Origin of the sequence: Microbacterium sp., assembly GCF_035556355.1 — a bacterium.
Classification (GTDB): domain Bacteria; phylum Actinomycetota; class Actinomycetes; order Actinomycetales; family Microbacteriaceae; genus Microbacterium.
Genome location: NZ_DATMFG010000036.1, coordinates 39,429 through 62,586, shown reverse-complemented (window position 1 = coordinate 62,586; position 23,158 = coordinate 39,429). Strand labels below are relative to the sequence as shown.

Genomic DNA, 23,158 nt, shown 5'->3' with positions numbered 1-23,158 from the left:
GCGCCCGCACGCATAGCGGGTGCATGACCACCACCGCCCCGTTCTGGGGGAAGACGCACCGTGACGAGAACGGCAAGGTGCACGCGTACGACCTGCGCTGCCACCTGCTGGACACCGTCGGCGCTGCGCTCGCCCTGTGGGACCTGTGGCTCCGCCCAGGTCTCAAGGACCTCCTGACGGACGCCCTTTCGCCCGGGAACCCCGTGAAGGCGCGGGCGATCGCTGCGGCCGTCGCCGGGCTGCACGACATCGGGAAAGCGAACCCCGTCTTCCAGAGTCAGGCGCTCAGCGACCGTCCCCTCCCGGACGTGCTCAAAGCCGCCGTGGCGGCGCAGCAAGCCGCCGGTCTCGACATGACTGTGCCCGCCGGTGTCCGTGAAGACGAGAAGACCGCCGCACGTCACGAAAGTGTCAGCCAGGCGATACTTTCGCAGTTCCCGGAGGAGACGAAGGAGAAGGTCGGCGACCGGTGGGCTGGCGCGGTCGTCGGCGGCCACCACGGCCGATACCGCCCCGAGGTCGCAGGCGACTGCACCCACACGAAAGCGGCCCTCGAAGCGCTCCTCGACAACGGCACGTGGCAGCAGGCGCGCCAGCAGATCATCGACCTCGTGCTGGAAGCGGCCGGGGTCACCCTCGACGACATCAACCAGCCCCTCCACGCCCGTGAGGGGGAGGCGGTCATCCTCCTGTCCGGGTTCGTCATCGTCGCCGACTGGGTGGCCTCGGACTCGCTTGGGCTCGTTCTCGGCCACGACTCAGTCGCCGGCGGAGCCGACGCCTTCGCCAAGCGCGGTGCCGGGAAGGCGTACGTGAAGAAGGCGGAGCGGGCGTACCGGAAACTGCTGCCGGAGACCATCGGGGTCTACAAGGCGCCCGCGAACCCGAAGCTCGCGATCATGGGGTCCACGACCCTGCCCCTGTACCCGTTGCAGGAGGCAGCGACCACCATCGGGCGGGGCCTGTGGATCGTGGCGGAGACGACCGGCTCCGGGAAGACCGAGTCGGCGATGCTCCGCCACATGAACGAGACCGGCGAGTCCGTCATATGGGGGCTTCCGACCCGGGCGACCACCGACAAGATGTGGTCCCGCATCCAGTGGATGTACCGGCGGACGAAGAACGTCGGCGCGCTCATGCACGCGCACCGATCCCTGAACGGCTACTACCTCGCGAAGAACACCGACGGACCAGGGCTCCGGTACAGCGCGTGGGCGACCGAAGTGCTCGGGAACGTCAAGCCGCTCCTCAGCCCGGTCGCCGTCGGCACCGTCGACCAGGTGCTCCTGGGCGCGTTGCGGCAGAAATGGAACCCGGTGCGGCTCCTCGCGATCGCGAACGCGCACGTGATCCTCGACGAGGTGCATCTCATGGACGAGTACCAGGTGCAGCTCGCCGAAGAGCTCCTCGCCTGGTGGGGGCTCACCGACACCCGTGTCACCATGCTGAGCGCGTCGCTGCCGACCGTGCTCATCCAGCGGTTCGCGAACGCGTACAACGGGCAGCCCATCGACATCGACCCGGCGTACCCCGCGCACACCAGCATCCACCAGGGCGCCGCGGTCACCACCCCGCTCGAAACCGCCCGCGAGTTCGAGCTCGACCTGGACCTGCGCACGTTCCCGTACCAGCACGGGGAAGCGCCGGCGACCACTCTCGTCAACCGCACCACCGAGCTCGCCCTCGAAGCGCACCGGGAACACCCCAACGCCCGCATCGCCGTCATCATGAACCGGGTCGGCCACGTGCAGCAGATCACCGAGCAGCTGCTGCTGGCCGGGATCCCCGACGTGACCGCCATGCACTCCCGGATGAGCGCGGAGCACCGCACGCAGCTGTCCCGCGAACTGGAGACCCTCGCCGGGAAAGGCGCACGCACCGAAGGGTGCATCGTCGTCGGCACCCAGGTCATCGAAGCGTCCCTCGACCTGGACTTCGACATCATCATCAGCGAGCTCGCACCCGCCTCCGCGCTGATTCAGCGGGCCGGCCGCCAGTGGCGGCACTCGAAGGTGACCGGCGGAGTGTGGGGCGACCACTGGCATGCCCGGCCCACAGAACGCCCACGCCTGACTGTCGTGTCCCTCCGCGAACCGGACGAGCACGCGAACCGGCCCAGCGAGGCACTCGCGCTGCCGTATGCGTACGGGTCGCTGTCCCGCACCGCGCACGCGCTCCGGAAGATGCGGGGGACGCTCGCGATCCCCGGCGGGGTGCAGGCGTTCGTGGACGCCGCCCACTACGACTTCACCGAAGACGACGACACCACCCTCGGCACCACCGACGAGATCCTCGCCGCCGCCCGCCGCGCCCTGGCCGCGCACGAGGTCACCATCCACGCCCGCGACCGCACCGGCCCGTTCGTCGGCCCGCTCACATACACGAAGCTGGCGATGCTCACCCACCCGGACGAGCAGACGGAGACCGCCACCCGGTTCACCGACTACGCACAGCTGCCGGTCCTCATCGTCGACCAGTTCGCGACCGGCCGGTGGGCGTGGCGGGGCACCATGGACGACGACACCATCCGCCGGGCCCTCGCCACCCGCCACCCCCGCGAAGTCGCCGTCCTGCTGGGCCTGACCGTGCAGGTGCCGCTCGACAAGGTCGGGAACGGGATGCCGCTGGTCCCGCTCATCGACGTGACCAAGCGGTTCGACAGGGACGAGACCCCGTTCGCCGCCTCCGAGCTGCGCGGCGTCGTGCCCGTCCGGCTCAGCCCGACCGCCCACTACGACGAGCGGCTCGGCCTGAGAATCTGAACCCTCGAACGTCGGCGCATAGGCGACGACATGACAACCACCGCGCACGACCTTCGCCACGAGGTGCCGTGGATACCCGTCGTCTACCTCGACGGGCGCACCGCGACGCTGCCGCTGCAGCCGCTGCTCGAGGACGCGCACCAGGTCCGTGAGTTCCGCACCGAACCGCACATCTGGGCGGGGCTCATGCGGTTCCTGCCCGGGGTTGTCGCGCTCATCGCACGGCAGGACCCGACCGCCGACTACGACGCCTGGGCTCACGACGGCCTCCCCAAGGACGCCATCGCTCGCGCTCTCGACAGCGTCGGGGACCGGTGGCACCTCCGCCACCCGGAGACCCCGTTCCTGCAGGATGTCCGCATCGTCGAAGACGAGAAGAACGCGAACCCTACGGAGTGGCTGCTTCTCGGGCCCGGCGGCAGCTCGAAAGCCTGGTGGGGGAAAGACGGCGACGCCGGCCACCCCGACACCGGCACCGTCGCCCGCATCGCTCAGGGGCTCGTGGTGTCCTGGTTCTTCTCCGCAGGCAGCCCCGGCCGCGCTGTCGGCTTCTACACCGACCATCCCGACAGCGGATGGCGGCCCCGCGGCACCCTCGGGTTCCACAACCACGGCCTCCGCGTGTTCTGGAAGGGCCGCAGCCTCGCGGAGACCCTGCTGGCGAACACGATGGAGAACCACGTCGCCGTCAGCGGCCGACACGGCGACAACCTGCCGTTGTGGGCCGTCGACGGTGACAGCCGCCCCGGCGCCGGAGCCCTCACCGCATCCACCTGGACCGGCTCCGCGTACCGGCTGCTGTGGGACGACGCCGGCGCCTGCATCGGGGTGAACGGCGCCGGCCGCCGCATCAAGGGCCTGCCGGTGGACGCCGCCGAGGCCAAGGACGCTGTCAAGGCCGTGGAGCAGGATGTGTGGCGTGCCGACCCGACCATCCCGCGCGTTCCGCTCCTCAAAGCAGGGGAGGAGACCGGGGAAGTCCGGCCCGTCCGGCCGCTGCACCCGTCCGCGACCGCGATGCAGTGGGCGGCGGAGTGGTTCGCGACCGACGACCGCCGCAACGCCGCCCGACCGATGGAGCCGGGCCTGGTGGAGACCTCCGGGGTGGACGTGTTCACCATCCGCATGGAAGGCGCCAGGCAGGCGCCGGAGATCGCGCACCTGGCCCGCGTCGGGGAGGTGTCCGCGATCGCGTCCCCACGCGCCCGCACCCGCCTCATCACCCTCGCGAACGACACCCTCACCCCATACCGGAAGTACTTCTACGGCGCCGCCGTCAAAGCGCTCGGCAAGGACACCGCGCCGGCACTGACGGAGAAGCTGTTCGCGCAGTTCTCCGTCGAAGCCGAACCCCTCCTCGACGAGCTCGTGCACGCCGACACCCTCGACGATGGCGTCGAGCCCCGGTTCGCCGGTGCCGCGATCGCCGCATTCCAGAAGGTCATCGCCCCGTTCGCGAACTCCACCACCCTCGCAGGCGGCCCCACCTTCGACGGGATCGCCTCAGCCCTCGCGTACCTCACAGCCCGGGTGCACGGGAGCACACCCCCACATCAGCCGGGGGAGGGGACGGCCGCTCTCGTCCACTGGGCCATCGCCGTCCGCCAGTCCCCACGTGGTGCGGCAACCCGCGCGGCCCTGTCCCGCGCAACCACCCCCGCCGCGTGCGAGGCGGCGCTCCAGCTTCCGTCCGTCGCGAAGCGTGTCGCCCACCTCCCACCGCATCAGCGTGCGGCCGCGGTCGGCGCGCTCGGGTACATCGTCCGGGGCAGTCGCCTGAACCACACCCCGGACATCCCGCTCGGGAGGTCCCTCGCAGACCAGGACGGTTCCGGGCAGGGGGAAGTGCTCGCCGCCGCGCTCGCCGCCACGCAGCCGGTCGCGCTGCGCCTGCTCGGCAACGCCGTCACTCGCTGCGCAGCGGCGGGGCCGGTGAACCTGCACGAGTTCGTGGACCTGCTCACACAGTGGGACGACCTCGACGTGAAGACCCGCTCGAAGTACCTGGTCGAGTTCCACACCGCAAACCGCGCATGAACAATCCGTCGGCGCACGCCGGCATCGAGATGGAAGAACCGATGCACCACCCGTACCTGACCGTCCACACGATCACCGCCCTGCCGTGGCACAACCTCAACCGTGACGAGAACGGCGCCCCGAAGCAGGTCACCGAGGGCGGGGTCACCCGTGCACGCCTGTCCTCCCAGTCCCTCAAACGGGCCGCCCGCATCGGGTTCGAACGTGACGCCGAGAAGCGGCAGCAGTCGCTGCGCACGAAGCTGGCCGTCCCGCTCATCGTGGAGCGCGTCGCCGAGCTGCGCGGTGGGCTGACGAAGCAGGAGGAGAAGAAGCTCACCACCGCTATCGCCACCCGTGTGAAGAGCCTCACGCACGCGTCCGAGTCCGCCAGCGACAAGGAGACTCTGGTGTGGCTGAGCGCCGGAGAGCTCGAGCAGCTCGCGCAGACGTTTGCGAAGGACGACGACGCTCCCGCCGTGGAGGCGTCTTCCACCGACTCGCTCGCGATCGCCGCGTTCGGGCGCATGTTCGCGGCCGCACCCGGCCTGAACATCCCCGCCGCGGTGTCCGTCGGCGACGCGGTCACCACGCACGCGGCTGTCATCGAGCTGGACTGGTTCGCGTCCGTCGACGACGCGCAGACCGAGCACCTCGGCGCCGGTCAGCTCGGGTTCACGATGCAGACCTCCGGCGTCTACTACCGGTCGTTCACCCTCGACCGCGCACAGCTCGCCCGCAACTGGGATCTGAGCCTGGACTCCGCCGAGGCGGAGCCGCTGCTTCGCTCGTTCATCCGGCACATCACCCTCGACCTGCCCGCCGGCCGCTCCTCCGGGACCGCCGCGCAGACACTGCCCGCGCTCATCGTCGCGGAGGAGCAGTCCCACCGCGTCGTGTACGACTTCCACCAGCCGGTCACGGCGGATGAGAGCGGGTTCCTCGCCCCGAGCATCCAGTCGCTGCTGAACAAGGCCGCGGACGCCCGCGCGTTCGACCCGGACCTGTTCGGGGCCGCGTTCTACTCCGGCACCACCGCCGCACATCACCTGCCGTCCGTGTCAGAGGTCGGCTCGTTCGGCGAGTACGCCGACTTCGTCGTCAGCCACCTGCGCGAGGCGGCATGACCTCCACGCTCCTGCTCCGGCTCGCTGCCCCACGCCAGTCGTGGGGCGGTCACGCCACCCAGCGGTACCGACCCACGGAGAAGGTCCCCACCCGCACCGGCCTGGAGGGCGTCCTCCACGCCGCCCTCGGGGTGCCTCGCGGGCAGACCTCACCGCTGGTCACCGGGCTGGTCATGCATGTGCGTGTGGACCGGCCTGGCACCGTCGAGGAGGACTTCCACACCATCTGCCCGCCGCCGGCGGACATCGCCGGCGTCCGGCAGCGAGCAACCCGGCTGCGCACGCGCCGTGGGAAGGGGCGGGCTGACTTCACCGTCCCCCTCGGGAACGGGCAGCCATGGGAGATCAAAGGCAGCGTCCAGCCGATGATCACCCGCCGCATGTACCTGGCCGACGCGGAGTTCATCGCTGCGTTCACCGGGGACGATGCCGTCATCGCGGAGCTGGGAGATGCCGTCCGGCATCCGGTGTTCACCCCGTACCTGGGCCGGCAGGCGTTCGCGCCCAAGTTCCCGTTCCACCTTGGTTCTCGCGCAGGCGATGGGATCGCCGTGCTCACGAGCCTCCCGACGACCGCACCTGAAGGCCGCGCGCTCCCGGTGTACCTTGTCGAGCCGTTCGAGACGACTCAGGTCGCCCGCATAGACCCGGAGCGCACCGACCGCCCCCTCGAAGCATGGAAGCGAGCATGAACACCCACTTCACGTTCCTGCCCATCGACCTTGTCGACGACCCCAGCGACGCCGACGCCGTCCACAAGCAGACGATGGCGCTGTTCGCCGGCGCCGACCTGCCCGGCGACGAAGGGATGAAGCGCGCGGGCGCGAACATCCTGTGGCGGTGGGAGCGGGACGGTGTCATCGTGTCCAGCGATATCGAAGCCACCGACGTGCCTGACGGCGCGCAGACGTGGGCGCGGGACGCCGAACTGAGCTTCCCGGCTGGGTCCCACATCCGGTTCGTCGCGACCGTGGACGCTGTCACCCGCGTTCGCGGGAAGGTCCGTCCCGTGGGCGACGTCACCGCCTGGTTCGCCGACAAGGTGCGCGCCGCGTTCGAGGTCACCAGCTACCAGTTCGTCGCCTCATCGTTCGCGCGTCGCCGCGACGCCCGCCTTGAGCAGGTCACCGTCGCCGGCATCGGCGTCGTCACCGACCCCGCCGAGCTCGCGCGACTCACCCGCGAAGGCATCGGACGCTCGAAGGCGTTCGGGTGTGGGATGCTGCAGGCGGCCGCGGCATGACCACGATCATCTCCGTCCCACCGACCCTTGTCGAAAGGGTGGGGCCGCTGGCGACTGCGCTGCCGCCTGCGATCGCCCGGCTCCCGGAGACCGGCATCACGTACCCGTTCGATCGGGTGCCGCCGCAGCGGATGGGCTTCGGCGCGGCCCTCGTGGAGGCTGTCACATCCAGCCGTATCGAAGGCATCGACGTCTCCGTCACGCAGGCGGCCCTCGCCATCCTGCAGCCGCGCTACGCTCTCGTCACGGACGCGGGCCGGGCGGTCGCCGCGAACTTCCATGCCGTCACGGACGCGCTCGCCGGGGTTGCCCGGTACGACGACCACCGTGCCGCGCACGACCGGCTGATGAAGGGGCAGCACACCCCCGCGTTCGCCGGGTTCCGGGAGACGTTCGTGCGGGTCGGTGACCATGTCGCACCGGCACCGCGGCGGGTGTGGGAGCTGATGGTGGACCTTGCCGAGTTCACCTCATCCCACCAGTCCACGGTCGTGAACGCCGCGCTCGCGCACGCCCAGTTCGAGACCATCCACCCGTACGCGGACGGGAACGGCCGTATCGGACGGGCGCTGCTCGTCGGGGCCCTCGGGGCGCCAGTCAGTCCGTGGCTGCTGATGGAACGGCCCTCGTACTATGACGCGCTCCGCGACTACCGGCTCGGGGATGCCGGCCCCCTCGTGGAGCTGGTCGCCGCCGCCGCCGACCACGGGTTCGACATCAACGAGGAGACCGACGACTGCCAGCCTGACCTCGACGGACTCTCCGAGGAGGCGCTCGATGTCGTCGCGCGCCTGCATGAGCGGCCTGTCGGAACGCGGCGCCGGATGGTGCCCGCCGGCTCCAAGCGCCTGAGCGCCGGGTTCAGCGAGCTCATCGCCCGCGAGCAGGTGGTCGCTGTCTCCGACGACTGCGGCCTGGACACGGTGTACGCGTACCTGCCGGTCGTGCTCACCTGGCTTCGGCTGGCGCCGACCGGGCGGGTGCAGACCCACTACTCGGGCAAGTGGAAGCGAGAGATCCGTGTTTGAATGCACCGCCTGCGGGCACAGTGAGATGGTCCACGTCATGTTCTACGGCTGCTGCATCGTGAAGGGGTGCGCGTGCTTGGGCATGGACGGACGCGGCCCCCACTGCGACCCGGCAACCCACGCGGACCTGCACGACACGCTCACCGAACTGCCACCGCCACGCACGGAGCTGGAACGCCTCGAACGGATCAAGGGCGCACGGGTCACCGACGAGCAGAAGAACCGGATCCTCAGCATGAAAGCGGAGGGGCACGGCAGCAAGGTCATCGCCCGCGTCACCGGCATCTCCCGCACCGTCGTCCGTGCCGTCATCCACGAGGTGCACCCGAAGGGGCCCGCGACCCAGCCCCGCACCCGGCCCCGCCAGGAGGACTGGCAGCGGGCGATGGACGCCGGCATCACGAACGCGGAGTACCTCGCCGAGCGCGGCGAGGGAGGACGCGCGCGCACCATCGACGCGCTGAACGACTGGATCGCGGAACGCACCGCCGCAGGCGGCACCGCGGTCGCCGCAGGGTAGGGGTCAGGAGCGGCCCGCAGGACGGGCTGCGCAGAGCAAGAACCCCCGCCGGAATCCGGCGGGGGTTCGCTCGTGGTGTGCGTCAGATCGAATAGTCGTCGTGGAGGACGACCTTGCCGAGCTCCACCTGGCCGCCGGGCTTGCGCCAGTAGTGCAGGCGACGGGCGGACGCGGTGTTCTGCTCGACGTACGACCGCCACGCGACCGCACCGTCCTCACGGACCTTGCCGGTGGTGTCGAGCTTGTGGCCGTCACGGTCCTGGCCGAGCAGGATGCGCAGGACGCACCTGGCGACCTTGTCCAGCAGCTGCGGGTTGTGGGCGGAAAGCTCATCGAGGGACGCGGCGAAGCCCTCCCCGAAGGTGTACTTCGGCAGCGGGCTCTCCTGCTTCTCGGCGGGAGTGGTCTGCTCAGCCCACAGCGCCATCACACGAAACCGGATCTCCGCGTCCGCGTCCGCGAACATGCGGCGGACGGGCTTGTGGACGGGGACAGGGCCGGTCTTCGGCTTCGAGGCCGGCTTCGACTTCGTCGCTGCGGCCAGCTGGGCTTCCAGTTTGCGGACCCGTTCGCGAAGCGCGGTGTTCTCCGCCTCCGCGGCGACGAGCTTGACGGAATCGGACTCGCGGCGGACCGCGTCCGCGTTCTGGGAGGTGCTGGTCGTGTACGACAGGGAGCCGCGGTGGTTCAGCAGGCTCTTCACGTGCCCGGTGATGGCGCGGACCCGCTGCTTGCCCTCCTCGGGGCTGCGAGCCATGAACAGTCGGGCGCTGTCCCACCGGCCCGCCGGGAACACGCGGGTCGCCCCGCCGTACACATTCACGTCGTCCAGGTCCGCGGCGCCTGCCCGGCGGGGGACGACCTCGCGGATGTCCACGGCGGCGGAGTCCAGGAAGTAGATGTCGGCGATGTCGCCGATCGCCTCGTACAGGTCGTCAAGCGGGATGTACGGCGCGGCCTCATGCGACGGTTTCGTGACGACGACCGCGGGGAACGACAACTGCTCCTTCATCACAAGGTCGAAGAAGTCGGCGACCGCTGTGCGTGTCGTCAGGTAGCGGATGCCTGGTAGGGCAGGGGCTGGGGACATGATGTGCTCCGAATCGCGAAGTGCGGGCGGGCTTGTGGCTCATAAATGCGCGGTCTCGCACACCAGCGTCGCCCAAGCGCCCGGGCCGGTGCGGCGCATAGTCCAGCGTGTTCCGATTCCCGCCCGCCGCCGACCGGTTCCTCATCGGGGACCAGTCCGACCGTGGCCCGCTGCTGCAGGTCATCGAGATCATCGTGTGCGGGATCATCGGCCACAAGGCGTCCGTCCTCCATTACGCGCGCCTCGAGGTCGAGGAGGTGTACGACTCGGACGAGATGGACTGGGTGCAGGTCGGCCGTGACGTCGAGGAGCCGTACCTCGGCTGCATCCGCTGCCTCGCGGAGGTGGAGCTGCCGCTGCCGCCACCGGTGCCGGTGGACATCGTCGACTGGGAATGACGAAGCTCCCCGGCGCCCAGGGCGCTGTCACCAGGCGCTTACGACACCGCGATCGATGCGGACAGGATCGCGAAGAACACGAGGAAGCCGAGCATCGTCCCCACGGCGGAGACGGCGATTGCGGTGATGCCCTGCCACTTCCGCCGCCCACGAAGGCAGACGGCGATGACGCCCATCACGAACCCGACCGTCAGCATCACCCACCCGAAGATGAACCCGCCGCCGGTGATGAACCCGCCGATGGTCGCGAAGACCAGTCCCGTCACCGCGGCGAACAACGCGATGACCCCGACCGGGTTCCCGTCGACGGGCCCGAACCCGTACGACGCCGGCACGGCAGGGTACGCGAAGTGCGGAGGCGGGCTCTGCGGGGCCGCATACGGCGGCTGCGGGTACTGCTGCTGCGTGGGCGCGGTCGAGTTGTCGGTCATGAAGGTCCCCAATGGTCGAACAGCGAGAGTGCGCGGGCACGCCAACGATGCCCCCGAGCGAGTCCCCATCGCACGTTGTACGTGTCCGACGACAACCTAGCCGCACGCGCCGACACCGTCCACATCTCGCGGCCGCCGCGCATAGAGGGGTGAGCCGCCCGACGACGCGCGGTGACATTCCTCCGTAGCTCAATTGGCAGAGCAGCCGGCTGTTAACCGGCAGGTTCTTGGTTCGAGTCCAAGCGGGGGAGCGAGGTACCTGCGCGTCTGGGGTGCGCAGGTCCCCGACTTCGCCTCGGTAGCTCAGCAGGCAGAGCACCCGACTTGTAATCGGAAGGTCGCGAGTTCAACTCTCGCCCGAGGCTCGAGCTCGCGCATGGGAGAGGGAGCGTCCGACGTGGACGCTGCTTGCCGTTCCCGGATGTGAGGTACCCCGTGCTCCCGACCCGCCCCGACGACCCCGACTGCGGCTGCGGCCCGACACCCGCTGAGCAGAAGAAGCTGTTCGGCGCCGTCACCCGCCGCACCGCGCTGACCGCAGGGCTCCTCAGCGCCGTCCTCATCGGCGCCGGGCCCGTCGCCGGTGTCGCACCGGCCGCAGTCGCATCCGAGGCGGACCCGACATGGGAGGACGTGCAGCGGGCCAGGGCGAACACCGCCGCCAAGAGCGCGGAGGTCGCCCGCATCTTGAAGCTCATCGAGCAGCTCGAAGCGAAGGTCGCCGAGGCGGAGCAGGCCGCCCGGGACGCCGGGGACGAGTTCCATGAGGCGCAGCAGGCGTTCTTCGACGCTGCGATCGCCGCCGACGAGCTCCAAACCCAGGCGGATGCCGCCGACGAGGACGCGCAGGACGCCGGAGACCGGATCGGACGCATCGTCGGACGGCAATACCGGGAGGGCTCAGTCGCCCCGCTCGCGCTGCTGACCGCCACATCCGCCGCGGAGGCGGACAGCCTCCTGAACCGGCTCAGCGCGCTCGAGATGATCCGGAAGCGGAACGAGGCCCTGTACGGGGAGGCGTTCACCGCGAAGAACACCGCGCAGTCCCTCGCCGACCAGGCGAAGGAGAAGCAGAAGGAGCGGGACCGGCTGTTCCGGCAGGCGGAGCGGAAGATGAAGCGCGCGCAGCGCGCCGCGGACGCCGCACAGGCGACCCTCGCCCGCCATCAGGAACGGCTCGAGACGCTGAAAGCGCAGCTCGCGGCGCTCACCGACTCCACCGGGAAGACCGTCTCCGAGTACGAAGCCGGCGTCAACGCGGAGAAGGCGGCCCGCGCGGAGCGGGAACGGAAGGCACGCGAGCAGGCCGGGAACGTCACCGGCGGTGGCGGCAGCGCCGCACCCGCACCGGCGCCCACACCGCCGCCGACGCACACCCCGACACCCACCCCGACGACACCCCCGAAGACGACCCCGCCGCCGACCACCCCGCCGGTCGTGAACCCGCCGGCGCCCGTGCAGACGTGGTCGAAGCCGGTGCGGGGGACCGTGAAGATCAACTCCGGATTCGGCCCCCGCACGACCCAGTGCGGGCCGAGCTACTGCTCGTCCGGCTACCACTACGGCTCCGACGTGAACGCGTCCTGCTACGCGGACATCCTCGCCGTCGCCGCCGGGAAGGTCGTCTACGCCGGGTGGAACGGCGGGTACGGGAACTTCGTGAAGATCGACCACGGGGGAGGGCTCGCGACCGGGTACGCGCACATCGCGAACGGGACCATCAAGGTGACCGTCGGGCAGCAGGTGAAGCCCGGCGACCTCATCGCGGGGGTGGGGAACACCGGGAACTCGTTCGGCTGCCACCTGCACTTCGAGGTCTACAAGAGCGGAACACCCATCAACCCGGAGCCGTGGCTGCGCGCTCGCGGCCTCCTCTGACCCGTCCGCCACCGATCGAGGGCGTGCTCTCCTGTCGTGGAGAGCACGCCCTCGACGCGTTGAATCGAACGTGCGTTCGAAAGTGTGGCCGTTTCTGCCCAGCTGATCCAACCTCTGCCAAGGTCACCTTGGCTGGAGTTTCCCCAGTGTTTTCAAGGGATCGAGGGCTGTTGCCAAGTCTGCCAAGTAGTAGTTGTCTCACGTGAGAAGAAAAAAGAAGAAGAAAGAAGAAAAGGGCCCTGAGCACACTCTCCTCCCTCTATATAGAGCAACATGCGCTTGGCAAACTTGGCTGGAGCACGATTCTTGCCGTCTGACCTGGGGTTTTCGCGAATATCGGACTTGGCGGCGGCTGGGCAGAAAACCAAGCCCGCGAGAAGAACCCCAGGTCAAGGGCGAAAACGCTTCAGCAGGCGGGTTGGCGGCGTCGTTCGCCGCAGGGTATGGGCTGCCCACGACCGAAGGTACGCCCAATGCCCACGCCCACCGCGGAGCCGAACCTCCGCCACGCGATCCTCGCCGGGCGCGAAGACCACGCCTGGTGGTCCACCCCCGCCGCCCGCCTCGTGCTCGACAGCGTCCTAGAGCTGCTCACCCCGCTCGCGCTGCGGGTCGGCGCCGACCCCGCAGACGCTCTCTCGTACGCGTTCGAGGTGTGGCTGACCTTCGACGATGAGCTGCTCGCCGACGAGGCCGCCGACCTGTGGGCGTACACGTGCACCGCCGTCCGCCACGCGCTCGCGCGCGAGCAGGAAGCAGCCCGCAAGGTCACCTCCGCCACCGCCGTCCGCCGCACCTCCACCCGCGCCGCCGCCGGCGTCACCTCCCTCGACGACAACGACCTCGCCGCCGACGAGGTCGAGTACGTGGAGGTGTCGGTCTCCGACCCGCGCCTGGTCCGGGCGAAGGCCGCGCTGGACCAGGTGCTCACCATGGCCGGGTTCGACGAGGACGGCCGACTGATCGTCATCGACGTGCTCAGCGACTCCCTCGAAGGCTCCCCGTCCGCCCGCGCCTCCATCGCCCGCGCCGAGCGGGTGCACACCGTCGTCGGCGCGCACCTGACCGGCGAGCAGTGGAGGACCCTCGTCGAGATCATCCTCGGCACCCCCGCCGGGCTCCCCGGCGTCGTCCAGCTCGCCGCCGCAGGCCACCCCGCGCCCGCCGTCGAACCGCACATCTCGTCGCGTCTGCTCACCCTCATCTCGGCGGCGGCCGCGTGAGCACCGTCACCGTCCGCAACCCCTGCCACCGCACGATCGCCCGCGACCAGATCGTCATCGGCGAACGGGTCCGCGGCATCGACACGGAGACGCTGGACGAGCTGACCTCGTCCATCCAGGAGCTGGGGCTGCTGTACCCCGTCCTCATCGACGAGCAGAACCACCTCGTGGACGGACTGCGACGACTCGCAGCCCTCGACCAGCTCGGCGTCGACGAGATCCCCGTCATCATCGACCAGAACCCCGTCACCGCCACTGACGACGCGGAGCGACTGCGCCGCGAGCTGGCCGCGAACGGCGTGCGCACCCAGTACACGCCCGTGCAGGCAGCCGCCGCCCGCCGCCGCCTGCGCGAGCTTGTCGCCAAGCCGCAGCAGCGCCGCACCGGCGCGCCGCTCGCGGAGCGACGGAAGAACTGGGCCTCCGAGCTCGCCGTCGCCGAGACCGGCGTCTCCCGCACCACCATGGACCGCGTCGACCAGATCGTCCGGGTCGCCGAGGACGTCACCCGCCCCATGCACGTGCGCCGCGAAGCCGCCGAAGGGCTCACCCGCATCGACGTCGAAGGCGTCCCCGTCCACCGGGTCCTGCAGCAGGTGACCACCGCCGCCCGCGCTGCGGACGCCGTCGCGAAGTACCCCGCACTCGCGTCCCTGCCCACGCCGGACGCGCAGGCGACCGTCGCCGCACAGCTGGACGCCCTGCCCGCCGACGCCCGTCAGGCGCAGCTGGAAGCGATGTCGTCCCTGTTCGGACAGCCGGCTGAAGCAGTCTCCGCGTACCGGGTCCTCAGCGACGTTTCGCGCATAGAGGAGCTCATCGAACACGGCGAGGAGGCGGTCCTCGCGGCCGCGACCCTCACGTCGGACGGACACCTGACCGAGGAGCAGCGGCACACCTGGACGGGCCTTGCAGCCCGACTCGAAACGCTCGCCGCCAAGCTCCGTGAAGCACTCACCGAGGGAACCCACCCATGACCAACGACATCCACATCGCGTTCTCCGAAGCCGTCGCCGACACGTTCGACGCGCTCAGGAAGTCGCCGCTGCTGAACGACCCCGCCGTGGTGAAGGAGCTGGACACCAGCTACGTGTTCCTCAGCGAGGTCACCCGGGTGGACCCGCAGGTGCTGTTCAACAACATCTCGAAGGGCGCGTACGACGTCTCCCACGCGTCCGACCACATCATCCTCGTCTCCGGCAAGCACCCCCGTGAGCTGGCGTGCGACACCTGCGGGAAGCTCCTCAGCCACCACGGGCCCGCCGCCTCGTACAAGACGCTGCTGACCGCGGTGCAGGACATCGAGGCGATCGCCGCGCTCCACGCCGCCGCCCCGAAGGGGGCGTGATGGCCGCAATCGACTTCACCGGCGCGAACGGCCCGAAGCCGTGGCTGGACCGTGTCGTCGTCGCCGCGATGGACAACGGCTGGTCCGACATCCAGATCCGCCTGAACCGCGACCCCGAGTACGTCGCACTCGGCCAGGGCGGCACGGACTCGAAGCTGGAGGTCCGCGCCCGCATCAACCGGACCATGCAGCCGGTCGGCGAGGTCGAAGGCCGCAACGCGGAGATCCTCGTCACCCACATCAAGGCGACCGCCGGCATCGGCTCCGGCCCCGCCATCGCACCCCTGGACGGCCTGTACCCGTACAAGGAGACCGGCGGTCAAGCACGGAAGGTCGACATCCGTGTCGCCGTGTTCCCCACCTACGCGGGGGAGACCCTGTCGCTGCGTCTTCCCGCCACAGACGCCGCCGCGACGATGGACGACCTCGCGTTCAACGCCCGCAACCGTGAGCTCGTCGAGCAGGCCATCGGCATGGCGAACGGCCTCGTCCTCGTCGCCGGTCCCATGGGCTCCGGCAAGTCCACGACCCTCCGCACGTTCGTCCGAGAGCTCGGCGGCCCGGACGTGTCCGTATGGACCGTCGAGGACCCGGTCGAGATGGAGATCGCCGGCGTCGACCAGATCAACATCAACAGCGAGGCCGGCAACGGCTGGCCCGAGGTGCTGACCGGTCTGCGCCGAAGCGACCTCGAAGTGCTCATGATCGGCGAGATCCGCAACTACGAGCAGGCATCCGCCGCGCTCGAGATCGGCAACGCCGGCGCGAAGGTGCTCTCCTCCATCCACGCGAACGACTCCATCGGCGCGGTCATGCAGCTCATGGAGCTCGCCGACGCGAAGCCGCGCACCCTCGGCGCGCAGCTGCGGTCCGTCATCAGCCAGCGTCTGCTCCGCAAGCTCTGCACCGCCTGTGCAGGCGCCGGCTGCGGCGCGTGCGACAGCTCCGGCTACCGCGGCCTGCAGCCCATCCACGAAGTGCTCCTGCTCACCGACGAGTTCACCGCCGCGCTCGCCGCGGGGGAGTCGATGACGGAGCTGCGCCGCGTCGCCGCCGACGCAGGCATGGTCACGCTGCGCGCATGCGCGCAGGAGCTGGTGGACGCCGGGGTCACCGACCTCCGCGAAGTGAGGAGGGTGCTCGGTGTCGATTGAGCAGGACAAGGCCAACGGGGACGAAGCGTGGAAGGCGGCGGTCGCCGCATCCCCGAAGAAGATGGAGGAGATCCTCCGCGCCGCGATCGCGAAGCACCCGAACGGGTCGGACATCCAGTTCGTCGGCGGCGACCAGGTGTGGGTTCACGAGAACGCCGCCGAGCACCGCACCGGCATCGAGATGACCGACAACCTGCTGCTGCACTGGGCGGAGGCGTTCGGCGCCGAGCGAGGAGGCGCCCGCGAGCTCGCGTTCGGGAAGAAGGGCACCCTGGAGGTCGCCCTCGACATCATCGGCCTCCGTCTGCGCATGACGTGGCGGCGCCAGCACTCCCACGGCGGCCGGTACGCGCTGAACGTCCGCCTGCTGCCCAGCAAGCCGCCCGTCATCGACGGCCCCCGCTTCCAGGAGAACCCCGTCCCGCCGGCTCTCATCGACATGGTGATGAACAACACCGATGGGCTCATCCTGTTCGAGGGTCCCACCGGGTCCGGCAAGTCCACGCTGCAGGCCGCGCTCGTGGACCTGGTGAACCGCACCCAGGCCCGCCACATCTACACCCTCGAAGACCCCATCGAGTTCGTGCACGTCTCCCAGAAGTCCCTCATCAGCCAGCGGGAGATCCACACCGACGTCGACTCGTTCTTCCAGGGCCTGCAGACCGCGAAGCGCTCCAAGCCCGGCATCATCCTCCTCGGCGAGCTCCGCGACCCGGTCACCAAGCGGGCCGCGCTCGAATCCGCCGTCGAAGGCCACCTCGTGCTCGCCACCTCGCACGCCTCGGCGGTGCCGGAGGCGATCGCGTCGTTCATCGGCGCGTTCCCGTCCGACGAGCAGAACGAGGTCGCCCAGACCCTGTCTGTCGCGCTGCGCGGTGTCGTCGTCCAGCAGCTCATCCCCGCAACCAGCGGGAAGGTCGTCCCCGTCCGCGAGCTGCTGAAGGTGGACTCCGTCATCGCTTCCAAGCTCGCCGACCGGGAGACCGGCGGTGACCTGCGCGCCATCATGCTCTCCAGCGAGGTCCGCCGCAGCGAGGGGACGTTCTCCCGCGACGACGACCTCCTCAAGCTGTACCGCGGCGGGAAGATCACCGCCCAGGTCGCGCTGGAGAAGGCCCTCAAGCCGGAGGAGCTGCGTGCGCGCATGGGAGTACGGTCATGAGCGAAGAAGAGCGCCTCGAGCAGACCCGCCGCGAATACTGGCGCAAGCGCCGCCAGCGCACCTACGCGACCCCGGAACCGCTCGACTTCCCGTGGGGCGAGTTCGACGTCCCCGACGAGACCATCCCGGCGGTCAAGCCGTTCGAGCTGCCCCGTTGGAACCACGCGCACGCGCCCATGCAGGGCGCGCCGGTGGAGGTCGCACCGCGCCGCACCGTCTCCGAGGACTTCGACGGCCCCGCACCGACGACCGGCGAGCTGGCCCCGATCCCGTTCGCTGACTGGGCGACCGGCGGTGACGTGTACGTCCCCGACGTCGAGCCCACCGCTGACACGCTCGACGTCGAGACGGCGGACATCGGACTCGACGTCGAGGAGCCTGCCATCGAGCGCGACCTCGACGACGTCGAACCGCCCGCGGAGGAGGCCGAGCGGGCCGCGCCGCAAGTGAAGCGGGGACTGTGGGCGCGGATGCTCGCCACGCTCGGCGGCAAGCCTAAGCAGCCCGAGCCCGAGACGGCCACCGAGACCGCCGACGAGGCACCCGTCGAGGACGCCGCCGCCGATGTCGAGGGTCCGGCCGATGACACGTGGACCGACGACACGTGGGAGGCGCCCGCCGACGAGAACGGCACCGGCATCGCCCCGGAGGTCGCCGCGTGGGAGGAGGCGTGGTCTTCCACCGCCTACGCCGACGGCGACGCCGAGGACGAGTCGCAGCTGTCGAAGAAGGAGCTGCGGGCGAAGCGGAAGGCGGAGGCGAAGGCCCGCCGCGCCGCGAAGCCGGACGCGGCCGAGCGCAAGCGCCTCGCGCAAGTCGCGCGGGAGGAGCGCGAGCGGGAGAAGAAGCGTCTCGCGGAGGCTGCGCAGGAGGAGAAGATCGAGGCGGATGTGGCCCGCGCCCGCGCCCGCCGAGAGCAGAAGGCCCAGAAGGAGTGGGAGAAGCGGCAGAAACGCCGTGACGCGGTCCGCCGCAACGGCGGCAAGGAAGGCTTCTGGCAGGGCACGTCGAAGCCGAAGCCCATGGAGATCGCCAACTCCGTCCGGTCGCTGTCCATCGTCCTCGAGGTGAACCCCGCCGAGATCGAGGCGGTGAAGATGATGGCTGAGGAGTTCGCCGGAGGCCGCATCGGCGACGCGTACGACCGCATCTACGACCGGCTCGTCAAGGACAACATGACGCTCGTGGAGGCGTTCGAGCCCGAGCGGCTGTTCCCGCCGATCGTCCACAACATGCTCCGCGTCGGCGCGAAGACCGGCAAGCCCGGCGCTGCGCTGCGCACCGCCGTCGAACTGCTCGACACCAGCAACGACAACTCCCGGAAGATGCGGAACGCGCTGTTCGAGCCGATCCTCCTGGCCATCCTGTCCCTCGGCGTCCTGTTCCTGACCGCGTGGATGGTCATGCCCCAGTTCGTCGAGATGTACGAGGGCATGGAGATGCCGATCGGCATGTTCACGCAGATGGTGCTGACGTTCAGCGACGTCACCGTCTGGGTCCTCGGCATCCTCGGTGCGGTCGCCGCCGCCATCCTCGCCTGGTGGTACCTCCACGGCCGCTGGGACATCCGCGTGCGCACCGCCATCGACCGGTTCAAGCTCAGCGCACCCCTCACCGGCAAGGCCACGCAGTCCAATGAGGCGTTCCAGCTGTTCAACATCATCGACTCGTACCTGTCCGTCGGCGCCACCGAGCGGGAGACCCTGCTCGGCGCGGCATCCACCGTCAGCAACCGGGCCGTGAAGCGGCAGCTGCGCGCGACCGCGAACGGGCTCACCACGGGCGAGAAGACGTTCGCGCAGTTCCTCGACGACGACATGTTCCCGCGCCTGGCCCGCGCGTTGCTGGCCACCGGCCAGCGCACCGGGCAGACCATCCCCGCCATCCGCCACCTCCGCGACACGTACCAGAAGGAAGCGCGCATCGAAGGGGAGCAGGCGGTCGAGAAGGTCGTCCGGCAGGTGTCCGGCTACTCGACCATCGTCTACATGCTCACCGCCACGATCGTGACCATCCCGCCGCTGGAGATCTTCGGCCAGACGCTCGGGTACACCGGATGACCCGCACCGGCCTCGCCGTCACCGCTCTCTGGGTGACGACGTTCGCTGCTGTCGTCACCGGGCAGAGCGCCCCGTTCGCGTGCCTGCTCATCGCTGCCGCGGGCGCAGCTGTCGCGGACGCGTGGGACATGCGGATCCCGAACCTGCTGGCCGCGGCCACCGCGGTCGCAGCCATCGGCGTGTGGGCGAGCTTCGGGTTCCCGCTGCTCGCGGTCACCGTGGCCCTCATCGTGGCAGCGGCCGTGCTCGCCGCGTACGAATGGGACCTGCTGGGCGGGGGAGACGTGAAGTTCATCCCGTCCCTCGCCCTGGCCGTCGCGTCCACCGGGCAGACGCTGTCGTCCGCGCTCGCGCACGTCACCGTGCTCGCCGTGTTCCTGTTCGGGACCGCCGCCGCCTGGGCGGCCGCTCTCGGGAACCGTCACGCACCGGTCGCAGCTGGCGCCCCGCTCGCGCTCGCCGCGGCCACCGTCCTCTGATCGCACCTCATTGGGGCGCGTAACGCACCCCAAAACCGGCGATGCGGTCGCCTGACCCTCCTTGGTAGCGGCATTCATCTGTCCCCTCATAAGGAGATTCACACATGGCAAACCCGTTCCTCGTTCTCGGTGGTATCGCTGTCAGCATCATCACCGCGACGTTCGGCATCCTGCAGGTCCCCGGCTGGGTCAACTCGGCCAAGGACGCGTCGGTGTACAACGACATCGACCAGGTCACCATCGGCGAGGCGGCAGCGCTCTCGACCGGCGGCAAGGCCCTCGACTTCGCCGACCTGACCGGCGCCGAGGGCGCGAAGTCGGGTGTCGTGATCAACGTCGCGGCCGAGACGGTCCACATCGAGGTCGCCGACAACGACACCGACTACGTCGTGGCCATCGCGTCCGAGTCGGGCAACCTGTTCGGCCGTGTCAACGGCGGCGAGATCGTCAAGGTCGAGCTGTCGGAGCACGCCGGCGTCGTCGCCGACGCTCTCGCCGACCTGAACACGGAGCTCGGCGTCGTGGCGGCGGGCTTCGAGGAGATCACGCTCGCCGACCTCGGCATCACGCCGTAAGGCTGACTCAGTCCGCCGGCACGTCCGGCGTCAGGGGCCAGGTGAGGTGGGCACTCGCCTGGCCCCTTCCACAGAACTCGCGGACCCGGAGGCAATGGGCGCCTCCGAGCCGCACGACCTCTGCTGAGGTCTGCCGCTGGGCCCGCAAGGGCTCACAAGGGGCCAGGTGCGATCGGGCAGTCGCACCTGGCCTCTCCTTCGCTCCCGGCGCATAGAGGACCCGACATGATGACCGGCATCTTCCGCACGCTGAAGCGAGACGAGCGAGGCAACGCGCCCGCGCTCGTCGTCGGCGGTGCCGCCGTGTTCACGATCGTCAGCGTCGGCGTCGCGTCCGGGCTCATCACCGGGCTTGTCACCGCCGGCCTGTACGGACGGAACGCCGCGCTCGAGGACGCCGCCTACGAGGCGCTCTACGCGGACACAGCCCGCGGCTACTCGCACCTGACGACCCTCCCGGACAGCGCCGAGATCACCCTCCACCCGGACGAGCGCACGGAGGTCGTCGCGCACCGCGAGGTGGAGAAGAACCCGTCCGCGCGGACCGCCCGGGTGACGATCACCGTCAGCCGCACCACCGACATCGGGTACGCCGACTGCGCACCGGCCGACGGGCGATGCTTCTTCGCGACCGAGCTGGTCGCCGACGTGGGGTCGGGACTGTGATCGGCCGGCTCCGTGCTCTGCTCCGCGACACCCGAGGAGGGGCGACCCTCGCCCCGGTGTTCGCGATCATCGGCGTCATCATCATCGCCAGCGTCGCCGCGTCCATAGCAACCGCCGCCGCAGCGAAAGGCACCGCGGACGCGGACCGGAACGCCGCAGCACAGGTGCGCTCCGCCGTCGCCGCGCTGCAAGCCGACCTGAACCTGCGGACCACGTGCGCTGCGCTCGCCACGCAGATGGCGAACCCGATGTACTCGCCGACGGGCTACTTCGCCACCCCGCACGAGGACATCGACTTCCACACCGCCACCGCCGCAGGAAGCGACTGCCGGGTGACGTTCGACGTCACCACCACCCGCGGGCGCACGCAGACCCGGTCCTACACGGTCGAGCTCCGGAGGACCCCGCTCATCCTCACCGACGGTGTGTGGCAGGACGCGGGCGCCAGCACTCCCACCCGCACCGTGTGGGAGCCGTACCGGACGGTGGTGACCGGATGACGGGCACGAACAGCTTCCGCCGCCTCCTGCGCGACGAGCGCGGCTGGGTGTACACGCACATCGCAGTGCTGATCATCGCGCCCATCCTGCTCATCGTGATGGGCACCGCCGCCATCACCGCGCTTCGCACCGGCGCCAGCCTCACGGAGGCGATGGACCGTGCCGTCCTCGCGCAGACGATGCTCGACGACTTCGAGAACGCCGTCTCCTCCGCCGCCACCATCACCTGGTCCGACGACGAGGTGACCACCGTCATCGACCCGGCCGCGGTCCCCGCCACCTCCCTCTCGAACCCGGCCGACATCCTCCCCGAGTGCGTCACCGTCATCTGGACGGTGGCGGACGACGGATCGCTCGCGTCCCTCACCCGGACGGTGCAGCGGCACCAGGCCGCGTCGTGCGCGTCCCCGGTGGCCGCGACCATCCAGTCCGCCCTCACCGGCCTGGAGCTCGGTGCCGGGTTCACGATGCACAACGCGCACGGCCGAGAGCTCACCGACGTCCCAGGGTTCGAGTTCGGGCACTGGGTCCCCGCGTCCCAACCGAAGCCCGCAGGGCTCACGGACGGACAGTGGGGCGACACGCGCGTGGCGACCGTCCGGTTCGACGCCGTCATGCAGGAGCTCATCGGCGCCCGCGACCTGCGCGCCACCGCCCGCACCCCGGTGCCTGCGCGGTGAACACCACCGCACCGCGCATGACCCGGTCGAAGGAGGACGAGATGACCGATGTGAAGCCCCGCCAGGTGTGGGCCGACAACGACGTGCGCTCCCGCGGGCGCACCGTCGAGGTCGTGAGCGTCGACGCGACACACGCGACCGTGAAGGTGCTCACCGCCCGCACCGCCGCGCCACCGCAGGAGCGCGAGCGTGCGGTCGGCCGCCAAACGCGGATCCGCCCGAACAACACCGGGTACGTGCTGGTCGCCGACGCCGACTGACCCCGCGCAGACCGTCGCCGACATCGAGCACGCCCGGCAGGTCGCCGCAGGGTGAAAGGCGAGCCCGCCACGCCCTGAAAGGCACCCGCCGTGTCCCACCCGTTCGTCGCGCTCGGCGCGATCACCATCACCGCGATGACCGCCGCGTTCGGCATCATCCAGGTGCCCGGGTGGATCGACGAAGCCCACGACTCCGCGGTCTCCGCGGACCTGGCGTTCGTGCAGACGCTCGAGGAGCGAGCGCTCCTCAAGACTCGCAGCTACTGGAACGGCAACCAACTGCAAGAGAAGGCAGGCACCGTGCGTGGCCGCGACCTGCCCGCGGAACGGCCCCTGTGCGTGTCCGCGGCCGCGCTCGGCATCGGGTACGCCGCCGTCGGCAAGAGCGATTCCGGCACCTACCTCGCCCGCACCAGCGCCTCCGACGTCGAAGGGACCGGGAGCACGCCGCTCGCCGCGATCGCCGCCGCCGGTGGCCTCCCACCAGGCGTCCCCACACCCGTCAGCGGCGACTCCTGCACCGCCGGCGCCCAACTCGTGTACACGCCCGTGGGTTGA

24 protein-coding genes and 2 tRNA genes are annotated in these 23,158 nt (G+C 70.1%); 24 read left to right on the top strand and 2 right to left on the bottom strand.

Features of this window, described 5'->3' with window-relative positions; translation table 11 throughout:
- Positions 1–23: 23 nt before the first annotated feature.
- The 7 genes from cas3 to VNR19_RS10790 are packed head-to-tail and all read left to right on the top strand — an operon-like array spanning position 24 to position 8,696.
- Positions 24–2,762 carry a CRISPR-associated helicase Cas3' gene (gene cas3, locus VNR19_RS10820; protein WP_325726629.1) on the top strand — a complete coding sequence of 913 codons (2,739 nt, stop codon included), beginning with the start codon at positions 24–26 and terminating at the stop codon, positions 2,760–2,762.
- A 30-nt stretch (positions 2,763–2,792) separates the two neighbouring features.
- A complete protein-coding gene (locus tag VNR19_RS10815; protein WP_325726627.1) occupies positions 2,793–4,799 on the top strand; it encodes a type I-E CRISPR-associated protein Cse1/CasA in 2,007 nt (668 codons plus the stop codon).
- A gap of 41 nt (positions 4,800–4,840) precedes the next feature.
- Positions 4,841–5,905 (top strand): type I-E CRISPR-associated protein Cas7/Cse4/CasC, encoded by a 1,065-nt coding sequence (locus tag VNR19_RS10810; protein WP_325726625.1) that lies wholly within the window; start codon positions 4,841–4,843, stop codon positions 5,903–5,905.
- A complete protein-coding gene (gene cas5e / locus VNR19_RS10805; RefSeq protein ID WP_325726623.1) occupies positions 5,902–6,597 on the top strand; it encodes a type I-E CRISPR-associated protein Cas5/CasD in 696 nt (231 codons plus the stop codon). The genes VNR19_RS10810 and cas5e overlap by 4 nt, the downstream gene beginning before the upstream one ends.
- Positions 6,594–7,148, top strand: a complete 555-nt coding sequence (locus VNR19_RS10800; RefSeq protein ID WP_325726621.1) for a type I-E CRISPR-associated protein Cas6/Cse3/CasE — start codon at positions 6,594–6,596, stop codon at positions 7,146–7,148. Before cas5e ends, VNR19_RS10800 begins: the two co-directional genes overlap by 4 nt.
- Entirely contained in the window at positions 7,145–8,176 is a 1,032-nt protein-coding gene (locus tag VNR19_RS10795; RefSeq protein WP_325726619.1) for a Fic family protein, read from the top strand. Before VNR19_RS10800 ends, VNR19_RS10795 begins: the two co-directional genes overlap by 4 nt.
- A gap of 25 nt (positions 8,177–8,201) precedes the next feature.
- The gene (locus tag VNR19_RS10790; RefSeq protein WP_325726617.1) at positions 8,202–8,696 is read left to right on the top strand and encodes a hypothetical protein; all 495 of its coding nucleotides are present in this window, start codon (positions 8,202–8,204) and stop codon (positions 8,694–8,696) included.
- A gap of 82 nt (positions 8,697–8,778) precedes the next feature.
- Here the strand turns inward: VNR19_RS10790 and VNR19_RS10785 are convergent, their stop codons facing one another.
- Positions 8,779–9,786, bottom strand: coding sequence for a hypothetical protein (locus tag VNR19_RS10785; RefSeq protein WP_325726615.1), 1,008 nt, complete (start codon positions 9,784–9,786; stop codon positions 8,779–8,781).
- Positions 9,787–9,893: 107 nt separating this feature from the next.
- Here VNR19_RS10785 and VNR19_RS10780 point away from each other — a divergent pair, with 107 nt between their 5' ends.
- A complete protein-coding gene (locus VNR19_RS10780) occupies positions 9,894–10,184 on the top strand; it encodes a hypothetical protein (protein WP_325726613.1) in 291 nt (96 codons plus the stop codon).
- Between the two features lie 38 nt (positions 10,185–10,222).
- Here VNR19_RS10780 and VNR19_RS10775 read toward each other — a convergent pair whose 3' ends face one another.
- Entirely contained in the window at positions 10,223–10,615 is a 393-nt protein-coding gene (locus VNR19_RS10775; protein ID WP_325726612.1) for a hypothetical protein, read from the bottom strand.
- 178 nt (positions 10,616–10,793) lie between these two features.
- Here VNR19_RS10775 and VNR19_RS10770 point away from each other — a divergent pair.
- The 16 genes from VNR19_RS10770 (at position 10,794) to VNR19_RS10695 (ending at position 23,158) form a co-directional block, all read left to right on the top strand.
- A tRNA-Asn gene (locus VNR19_RS10770) sits at positions 10,794–10,866 on the top strand.
- A gap of 41 nt (positions 10,867–10,907) precedes the next feature.
- Positions 10,908–10,980, top strand: a tRNA-Thr gene (locus VNR19_RS10765).
- Between the two features lie 70 nt (positions 10,981–11,050).
- Positions 11,051–12,493, top strand: coding sequence for a peptidoglycan DD-metalloendopeptidase family protein (locus VNR19_RS10760; RefSeq protein WP_325726610.1), 1,443 nt, complete (start codon positions 11,051–11,053; stop codon positions 12,491–12,493).
- A gap of 473 nt (positions 12,494–12,966) precedes the next feature.
- A complete protein-coding gene (locus VNR19_RS10755; RefSeq protein ID WP_325726609.1) occupies positions 12,967–13,716 on the top strand; it encodes a hypothetical protein in 750 nt (249 codons plus the stop codon).
- Complete coding sequence (locus tag VNR19_RS10750) at positions 13,713–14,693, top strand: ParB N-terminal domain-containing protein (protein ID WP_325726608.1); 981 nt, start codon at positions 13,713–13,715, stop codon at positions 14,691–14,693. Before VNR19_RS10755 ends, VNR19_RS10750 begins: the two co-directional genes overlap by 4 nt.
- A complete protein-coding gene (locus VNR19_RS10745) occupies positions 14,690–15,064 on the top strand; it encodes a hypothetical protein (protein WP_325726606.1) in 375 nt (124 codons plus the stop codon). Before VNR19_RS10750 ends, VNR19_RS10745 begins: the two co-directional genes overlap by 4 nt.
- The gene (locus VNR19_RS10740) at positions 15,064–16,218 is read left to right on the top strand and encodes a GspE/PulE family protein (RefSeq protein WP_325726604.1); all 1,155 of its coding nucleotides are present in this window, start codon (positions 15,064–15,066) and stop codon (positions 16,216–16,218) included. The genes VNR19_RS10745 and VNR19_RS10740 overlap by 1 nt, the downstream gene beginning before the upstream one ends.
- Complete coding sequence (locus tag VNR19_RS10735; RefSeq protein ID WP_325726602.1) at positions 16,208–17,380, top strand: type IV pilus twitching motility protein PilT; 1,173 nt, start codon at positions 16,208–16,210, stop codon at positions 17,378–17,380. The genes VNR19_RS10740 and VNR19_RS10735 overlap by 11 nt, the downstream gene beginning before the upstream one ends.
- A complete protein-coding gene (locus VNR19_RS10730) occupies positions 17,377–19,440 on the top strand; it encodes a type II secretion system F family protein (RefSeq protein ID WP_325726600.1) in 2,064 nt (687 codons plus the stop codon). Before VNR19_RS10735 ends, VNR19_RS10730 begins: the two co-directional genes overlap by 4 nt.
- Positions 19,437–19,919 (top strand): hypothetical protein, encoded by a 483-nt coding sequence (locus VNR19_RS10725; protein ID WP_325726599.1) that lies wholly within the window; start codon positions 19,437–19,439, stop codon positions 19,917–19,919. The genes VNR19_RS10730 and VNR19_RS10725 overlap by 4 nt, the downstream gene beginning before the upstream one ends.
- Positions 19,920–20,023: 104 nt before the next feature.
- Positions 20,024–20,494 (top strand): hypothetical protein, encoded by a 471-nt coding sequence (locus tag VNR19_RS10720; RefSeq protein WP_325726597.1) that lies wholly within the window; start codon positions 20,024–20,026, stop codon positions 20,492–20,494.
- Positions 20,495–20,719: 225 nt separating this feature from the next.
- The gene (locus tag VNR19_RS10715; protein WP_325726595.1) at positions 20,720–21,160 is read left to right on the top strand and encodes a hypothetical protein; all 441 of its coding nucleotides are present in this window, start codon (positions 20,720–20,722) and stop codon (positions 21,158–21,160) included.
- 56 nt (positions 21,161–21,216) lie between these two features.
- Positions 21,217–21,660 carry a hypothetical protein gene (locus tag VNR19_RS10710; protein ID WP_325726594.1) on the top strand — a complete coding sequence of 148 codons (444 nt, stop codon included), beginning with the start codon at positions 21,217–21,219 and terminating at the stop codon, positions 21,658–21,660.
- Entirely contained in the window at positions 21,657–22,340 is a 684-nt protein-coding gene (locus VNR19_RS10705) for a TadE/TadG family type IV pilus assembly protein (RefSeq protein ID WP_325726592.1), read from the top strand. Before VNR19_RS10710 ends, VNR19_RS10705 begins: the two co-directional genes overlap by 4 nt.
- Positions 22,341–22,381: 41 nt before the next feature.
- On the top strand, positions 22,382–22,600 hold the full coding sequence (locus tag VNR19_RS10700; protein WP_325726590.1) for a hypothetical protein: 219 nt from the start codon (positions 22,382–22,384) through the stop codon (positions 22,598–22,600).
- A gap of 90 nt (positions 22,601–22,690) precedes the next feature.
- Complete coding sequence (locus tag VNR19_RS10695; protein WP_325726588.1) at positions 22,691–23,158, top strand: hypothetical protein; 468 nt, start codon at positions 22,691–22,693, stop codon at positions 23,156–23,158.

What these genes read in the sequence shown, in the direction of transcription:
- cas3 (WP_325726629.1), top strand. Translation starts at nt 24, where the DNA reads ATGACCACCACCGCCCCGTTCTGGGGGAAGACGCACCGTGACGAGAAC.
- VNR19_RS10815 (WP_325726627.1), top strand. Translation starts at nt 2,793, where the DNA reads ATGACAACCACCGCGCACGACCTTCGCCACGAGGTGCCGTGGATACCC.
- VNR19_RS10810 (WP_325726625.1), top strand. Translation starts at nt 4,841, where the DNA reads ATGCACCACCCGTACCTGACCGTCCACACGATCACCGCCCTGCCGTGG.
- cas5e (WP_325726623.1), top strand. Translation starts at nt 5,902, where the DNA reads ATGACCTCCACGCTCCTGCTCCGGCTCGCTGCCCCACGCCAGTCGTGG.
- VNR19_RS10800 (WP_325726621.1), top strand. Translation starts at nt 6,594, where the DNA reads ATGAACACCCACTTCACGTTCCTGCCCATCGACCTTGTCGACGACCCC.
- VNR19_RS10795 (WP_325726619.1), top strand. Translation starts at nt 7,145, where the DNA reads ATGACCACGATCATCTCCGTCCCACCGACCCTTGTCGAAAGGGTGGGG.
- VNR19_RS10790 (WP_325726617.1), top strand. Translation starts at nt 8,202, where the DNA reads ATGGTCCACGTCATGTTCTACGGCTGCTGCATCGTGAAGGGGTGCGCG.
- VNR19_RS10785 (WP_325726615.1), bottom strand. Translation starts at nt 9,786, where the DNA reads ATGTCCCCAGCCCCTGCCCTACCAGGCATCCGCTACCTGACGACACGC.
- VNR19_RS10775 (WP_325726612.1), bottom strand. Translation starts at nt 10,615, where the DNA reads ATGACCGACAACTCGACCGCGCCCACGCAGCAGCAGTACCCGCAGCCG.
- VNR19_RS10755 (WP_325726609.1), top strand. Translation starts at nt 12,967, where the DNA reads ATGCCCACGCCCACCGCGGAGCCGAACCTCCGCCACGCGATCCTCGCC.
- VNR19_RS10745 (WP_325726606.1), top strand. Translation starts at nt 14,690, where the DNA reads ATGACCAACGACATCCACATCGCGTTCTCCGAAGCCGTCGCCGACACG.
- VNR19_RS10740 (WP_325726604.1), top strand. Translation starts at nt 15,064, where the DNA reads ATGGCCGCAATCGACTTCACCGGCGCGAACGGCCCGAAGCCGTGGCTG.
- VNR19_RS10730 (WP_325726600.1), top strand. Translation starts at nt 17,377, where the DNA reads ATGAGCGAAGAAGAGCGCCTCGAGCAGACCCGCCGCGAATACTGGCGC.
- VNR19_RS10725 (WP_325726599.1), top strand. Translation starts at nt 19,437, where the DNA reads ATGACCCGCACCGGCCTCGCCGTCACCGCTCTCTGGGTGACGACGTTC.
- VNR19_RS10720 (WP_325726597.1), top strand. Translation starts at nt 20,024, where the DNA reads ATGGCAAACCCGTTCCTCGTTCTCGGTGGTATCGCTGTCAGCATCATC.
- VNR19_RS10715 (WP_325726595.1), top strand. Translation starts at nt 20,720, where the DNA reads ATGATGACCGGCATCTTCCGCACGCTGAAGCGAGACGAGCGAGGCAAC.
- VNR19_RS10705 (WP_325726592.1), top strand. Translation starts at nt 21,657, where the DNA reads ATGACGGGCACGAACAGCTTCCGCCGCCTCCTGCGCGACGAGCGCGGC.
- VNR19_RS10700 (WP_325726590.1), top strand. Translation starts at nt 22,382, where the DNA reads ATGACCGATGTGAAGCCCCGCCAGGTGTGGGCCGACAACGACGTGCGC.